The sequence below is a fragment of the Microcoleus sp. Pol12B4 genome, from assembly GCF_036701385.1.
GTDB lineage: Bacteria > Cyanobacteriota > Cyanobacteriia > Cyanobacteriales > Microcoleaceae > Microcoleus.
On sequence record NZ_JAUBQR010000320.1, the window covers coordinates 1 to 5,069 of the forward strand.

The window sequence follows — 5,069 nt, forward strand, 5'->3', positions numbered from 1 at the left end:
TCAAATTTACTGCAAAAATTGACCAATGAACTCAGAAAAACCCGGAATTGGCGATCGGCTAAAGTCTATTTTCAGTAGGACCATCTTTATCATTCTCGTACTAGCAGTAGGCTTTTTAAGCGTTAATTTTATTTCCGCTCTCTATGCAAAACTTTCTTAAAATTAGGGCTTACGCAGGGGTTCATAAACCTGGTTTTTTTACAAAAATACTTCGTCGCAGCCAGCAGAATCGGTAAAAAAACCGCTTTATTTGGTATTTATGCCTCCAGAACTAATTTTGTTATAACCCTTTGATATATTGCTTCAGTACAGGTTGCAAAGTGTAAAGGGTTTCCTGTTTTTATCTCAAGCAGCGCCGCGATAGAGATTGCAATGCGTTTAGCAAATATGATGATGATATTTGTCCGTTTTGTAGCAACTTGGCGAAGTTTACTGGCGGGTTTTCTGTCGTCAACAATGACATGACTTGTTTTTCGAGTTCCGAAGTGCGATCGTACTGCTATTGTAAAACATCTTTCAAATCTTTGGGTAACAATATGGTATCATCTATTAATACCTCAGTCGCACCAATTCCCAACTCTTGAATCAAAGTCGCCACGCTTTTTAACCATAACGGATTGCCTTGGTAGCGGTGAATAACCGCTTCGTAGTTATCAATTTATGTTAATTCTTTATCTTGGAGAATTTCGGCGTTGTTGATTCACGGTATGAATCAACTTTTCTCAGAGGTTACAAAACTCACCCGACTTGGCTTATAGCAATTGGGCAATCTGAATTCCTAGCTGTATTCAGCAACGCCAAAATCCCATCTCTTTTTCTCATCACAATCTTATCCATAGCCACCCTTCCACTGCGACGATTGTACCGAGAGGAATCGCCCATCACACATCAAAAACCATCGCCCCTCGTACCAAATACAAAACACTGCGATGATTGTACTGGTACCGATCGCCCGATCACAACTCATAGCGATCGCCGTTACAATCAAAGCACCAATCCTCCACCAGATGCCGCGAGGACCATCAAAGAACTCCTCATCCAAGAAATCGATAGCACCCCTGACGAGCTGCTTGCGGATCTTCTGAGTTTGGTACGATCGCTAAAATCCACTCTAAACCCCCAACTTAATACCTACGAACAACTGCTAAAGCGTATCGACTACCTCGAAGCTATCATCGGCATCCGCAAAGGACTCGAAAGCTTCGATCGAGGTGAAGGTATTCCAGCCGAGAGAGCCATGACAGCGCTACAGCAGCAGTTCAACATTCCTCCTAGTCTATGAGTTATCAACTCCTAATCCAACCACCCGCCTTTCAAGAAATTGAAAATGCCTACCGTTAGATGTGCGATTATCTGAGTGCTGATGCCGCAAATCAGTGGTACTAGGACCTGCAAGACGCGATTGCATCCCTGGAACAGTTTCCTTACCGTTGCTCAGTTGCACCCGAAGCTGCCATCATTGGTAGGGAAATTCGACAACTGTGGGTTGGTAAAGGAAGAACCTATCGAATTCTGTTTGTGGTGGAGGGCGATTCCGTCGCAATAATACACGTTCGTCACCGCCGTCAAGCCCCTCTAGGTACTGAGCCTCCAGAGTAATCGCATCAAATAGTTAATAAAAGAGCGCTCGCCCGTCACACCAAATACCAAACACTGGGATGATTGTACCGAGATAGATCGCCCTTCACACCAAATACCAAGTCGATGTCTGCGGTACAATCAAGGTAAAACTTATGATTAATCTTTCAAAGATTAACACAATCAACTGACTGCTGACTCACTAATGCAAAAACTTGCGCACTTGATATTCGCGACTTTCGGCGATCACAATTTGCAAATCGCCCATTTTCCCATCCAACTCATCTATTGTGCTTTGCGGAACCGATTTCCACTTCTCCCTAGTTTCCCAGCGAATCAACATCACCACCTCATTTTCCACCGGATCTACCCAAATTTCTTTGCCTAAAAAACCGTCCCAACTTTTTAGCCCCTCCGTCCAAACTTCCTGATCTCGCTGAATAAACTGCTCCCACTTTTCTTGAGGTACTTTAAATTTCAGCCACTCAATTACCATCTTATTTCCTATTTGTAAATAGCTAATTAATCGTTGCAGATCGCAATTTTAATTATCAACTCTGTTCCCTCTCCCGGACGCGAAACACAGTGCAACTCACCGCCGTGTTTTTCTACTACTAAGTGCTGGGATATTGCTAGACCCAAACCTGTGCTCGTGTCTGGACATTTAGTGGTAAACAAAGGGTCAAAGATGCAGTCGAGGACTTCTTCAGTCATGCCAGGGCCATTGTCACTAATGGCTATCGCAACTTCGTTTTCCCCTACCACAAAAGTCCGAATCCGAATTTCAGGATTGAATACTTTAGCTCTCGCTCGGCCTGCAGACAACAGAGACTGACTTTGCATTTTACCATACTTTTCGGCATTTCTCCCCCCTTCTTCCAAAGCGTCGATCGCATTTGTCAACAAGTGCATGAACACTTGGTTTAAGTGTCCCGCATAGCAGTGAATTTGCGGCAAATCTCCGTACTCTTTAACTAGAGAAATCCCCGGCCGTCCCCCTTTAGCTTGCAGGCGATTTTGCAAGATCAGCAAAGTGCTGTCCAAACCTTCATGGATATCAGCAGGCTTCATTTGCGCTTCGTCGGTACGCGAGAACAAGCGGAGCGATCGCACGACATCGCGAATCCTTTCCGAACCGACTTTCATTGAATTTAGCAGTTTTGGCAAGTCTTTTTTGATGAAGTCTAAGTCTAATTCTTCCATCAAGTCTTGAATTTCCGGCACGGGATGGGGATAATACTTTTGGTAAACGTCGATCGCTCGCAGCAGTTCTTGAATGTAGCCAGTGGCGTGGCTGACATTGCCGGAAATAAAACTAACTGGATTATTAATTTCGTGCGCTATTCCTGCTACCAACTGCCCCAGGGACGACATTTTTTCTGTTTGAATCAGTTGAGTTTGAGTTCGCTGCAAAATTAACAGCGTCTGCTCTAATTTAGCCGCTTGTTGTCGCAGGCGTTCTTCTGATTCTTGCAAGGCTAAAAGAGACTGTTTGCTTTCTGTAATATCCAATCCAACAAATACTGCCGCCGTACTGTTATGGTATTTTTGAGCGACAATTAGATAAGTTTTATTTTCTCCTCTGATGATCGCTGTTACTTCTTGAGATGTCTTCTTTTTATGGTTAGCAAAGAAATCGTATACTAAATCGTTAAATTTGGGACTTGTATCTAAAAAACCTACTTTTTGACCGATAAATAGTTCGGCAGGCATTTTGTAAGCGCTCGCTAAATGTCGGTTTACTCCCAAGTAGCGCAAATCTGAACTTACCCACGAAACTAATCCCGGCACGGCATCCAAAACGGCTTGAAGTTGCTCTTTCGCCTCTAAAAGCGCTGATTCTGCTACTCGGCGAGCCGAAATGTCGCGGGCGATCGCGCAGCGGTATTCGCAGCCGCCGTATTCTATATAATTGACTTTAACTTCAACGGGAAAACTGGGGCCGTCTTTGGTTTTGTAACTGGTTTCAAAAGTGAGGTTGGTTTGCTGCTTCAGTTGAGCCCAGTGTTCTCGCCAATCCGATGCTGGCAACTGCGAATCGATGTCGCTAACCCTCATGTTTAGCAGTTCCGATTCCGAGTAGCCGAAAAGATGGCAAGCGGCTTTGTTCGCGTAGCAAATTTGACCGTCGGACGTAGTAAAAAAGATTGTATCAGCAGCATTTTCGAGGGCAATTTGAGTTAGTTGCGGTATAGTTTCTAACTGCTTGCTCTTGAGTTCGGACTGAAATTTATTAAAGCAATTAGTTTGAGCGGGAGCCTCAGCTATCTTAGATGCAAACAAAATCAAACCGCCGATCGCACCGTTGCTATTTGTCCAAGGCTGAAATACCCATTTTACCGACTCGCTGACAGAGCCGCTTGCGATTTTTCCTGATACAGATGCGATCGATCGCCCTGCCACAAACTCGCTGTATTGCAAAACTCCCCTCAAACAAGCCTGGGCATTTTGCTCCCAATATTCCGGGAGATTCGGGAACAGTTCCCAATGAGATCGGCCGATGGCCTCGCCGTCGCCCAACCCGCAATCTGTTTCCCAGCGACGAGAAACCGACAGATAGCGCATTTCACAATCTACCATTGCCACGGCTTCGGCGGAGCGCTCCACAAACCGCCGAAATCGGTCTTTACTCTCGGACACGGCTGCCTCTGCGGGTTGTTGGGCGATCGGGACAGTCCCGTCAACGTACCTTCCCAGTCCCTGACTTTTTTGCTGAACTGGCTTAGTGTGCACGGTTTGGGATTTCCTCCATAGATGTCAAGTCTGAAAAATTCTGTTTGAGACCAAAAATGCTGTTTTCCCCTGATGTGCTCTCTCGGTCGATATCCTTAGAGGGTCTCACCCATCATTGATATCATTTTTGAGGGGGATATGTCTATAGGCATTGCTATCAACTTAAGACCAAAGCTAGTGCCCGCTTGCTGTTTGACCATTAGGCATAGATCGCGCCGGCGCCCCCGAATAGTCGGAGGAGACTGGAGCGATCTCTTGCCTGCCCCGACTGTGCGGGGGCGCAAGAGGGCAGCGACACTAGGCTAAAAACGAGAGAGACAAAGGGTTTTAGGCGATTGTTGACACCCATGGTCTATAGGTACTCAAGAAAGTTTCCCCCAAACTTTGATATTCAGAAGATTTCCTGGTGATTGTTCGGTATTTTATACAAGTTCCCAAAAGAATGCAACTGTAGGCCCGCGCTCCAAATCATGAGCTTCCTCAGTCATTGCCAATTCTTTAGTTGAAAATCCCACATCGAACATGGTATGAGATCGTGTAGCCAGTGCGATCGCCAGATAGCTTAAGAATGCAAGAGAGCGCTCAAACAAATTTGTGCGTAAATTCACTGGTAAAATCCACTCTCCCTTTGCGTAACATTGCAGGATCTAATCTTTCAGTGGTGTTGCAAGTCATCAAAATTACGAGTTTTTGCTGAAATTGAATGCCGTGTTCGTCGATGACGCTTTGATACAAAGTTCCATCCAGCAAACTCAAAA

The 5,069-nt window shown here is 45.2% G+C and carries 6 protein-coding genes; 2 read left to right on the plus strand and 4 right to left on the minus strand.

Annotated elements, in window-relative coordinates; genetic code table 11:
• Positions 1–676: 676 nt before the first annotated feature.
• Positions 677–1,282: a hypothetical protein gene (locus QUA38_RS27170; RefSeq protein ID WP_333167386.1), complete on the plus strand. Its 606-nt coding sequence runs from the start codon at positions 677–679 to the stop codon at positions 1,280–1,282.
• 119 nt (positions 1,283–1,401) lie between these two features.
• Positions 1,402–1,599, plus strand: coding sequence for a type II toxin-antitoxin system RelE/ParE family toxin (locus QUA38_RS29535; protein ID WP_445305113.1), 198 nt, complete (start codon positions 1,402–1,404; stop codon positions 1,597–1,599).
• A 181-nt stretch (positions 1,600–1,780) separates the two neighbouring features.
• On the opposite strand, the gene QUA38_RS27175 is transcribed toward QUA38_RS29535, so the two are convergent.
• The 4 genes from QUA38_RS27175 to QUA38_RS27190 form a co-directional block, all read right to left on the minus strand.
• On the minus strand, positions 1,781–2,074 hold the full coding sequence (locus tag QUA38_RS27175) for a TIGR03792 family protein (protein ID WP_333167388.1): 294 nt from the start codon (positions 2,072–2,074) through the stop codon (positions 1,781–1,783).
• Between the two features lie 26 nt (positions 2,075–2,100).
• Positions 2,101–4,311: a PAS domain S-box protein gene (locus QUA38_RS27180; RefSeq protein ID WP_333167390.1), complete on the minus strand. Its 2,211-nt coding sequence runs from the start codon at positions 4,309–4,311 to the stop codon at positions 2,101–2,103.
• A 422-nt stretch (positions 4,312–4,733) separates the two neighbouring features.
• Positions 4,734–4,919, minus strand: coding sequence for a hypothetical protein (locus QUA38_RS27185; RefSeq protein ID WP_333167391.1), 186 nt, complete (start codon positions 4,917–4,919; stop codon positions 4,734–4,736).
• On the minus strand, positions 4,894–4,986 hold the full coding sequence (locus QUA38_RS27190) for a hypothetical protein (protein WP_333167393.1): 93 nt from the start codon (positions 4,984–4,986) through the stop codon (positions 4,894–4,896). Before QUA38_RS27190 ends, QUA38_RS27185 begins: the two co-directional genes overlap by 26 nt.
• Between the last annotated feature and the right edge of the window lie 83 nt (positions 4,987–5,069).